This window comes from Bradyrhizobium sp. PRIMUS42, assembly GCF_023006515.1.
In the GTDB taxonomy this organism is placed as follows: Bacteria; Pseudomonadota; Alphaproteobacteria; order Rhizobiales; family Xanthobacteraceae; genus Bradyrhizobium.
Genome location: NZ_JALBGZ010001483.1, coordinates 1 through 584, shown reverse-complemented (window position 1 = coordinate 584; position 584 = coordinate 1). Strand labels below are relative to the sequence as shown.

At 66.4% G+C, this 584-nt stretch carries 1 protein-coding gene and 1 pseudogene; one reads left to right on the top strand and one right to left on the bottom strand.

Going from position 1 to position 584, the window contains the following annotated elements; genetic code table 11:
- A partial coding sequence (locus tag MOV75_RS41210) for an HPr family phosphocarrier protein (RefSeq protein ID WP_247008619.1) occupies positions 1-107 on the top strand: 107 nt, incomplete at its 5' end.
- 120 nt (positions 108-227) lie between these two features.
- Here the strand turns inward: MOV75_RS41210 and MOV75_RS41205 are convergent.
- Positions 228-584 (bottom strand): annotated as a pseudogene (locus MOV75_RS41205) (hypothetical protein); the annotation flags it as partial.

Sequence of the window (584 nt, the reverse complement as noted above, 5' to 3'; positions counted from 1 at the left end):
GGCCGGGCACGACGATCACGGTGGCCGCCGCCGGCACCGACGCCGAAGCCGCGCTCGCGGCGATCACTGAGCTCGTTGAAAGCAAGTTCAACGAGGAAGGGGTCTGAGCCACACGTTCGACGCCGTAGGGTGGGCAAAGGCGCAACGCGCCGTGCCCACCATCTCCCTCATCGTGTGGTGAAAATTGGTGGGCACGCTTCGCTTTGCCCACCCTACGGTACCTTCACTCACTTTCCCGGCGGCGCGATGTAGACGTTCCAGCTCATCGCCGGGCCGGGCTTGCCGTGGGTGAAGCGGCGCGTGGTCATCACCATGCGCTCGGCGTTCGGCGCGACGTCCGAGATCCACTTTTCGAACGCGGGCAGCCGGCCGTCGGTCGGATCGAACACGCCGATGAAGCCGTACCGCTTGACGTCGTCGAGCGAGGTCAGGCCGGAAGCCCAGGCTTCGTTCGGTGTATACGGGCTGGGATGGTCGGGGCTGTAGAACACCATCGGCTGGATCGTTTCCATCGTCCCCGCGACGACCGCCCAGCGCGAGGCGAAGCGGGCGTGCCAGGCCTGGGTCAATTCGCGCGCGAGATC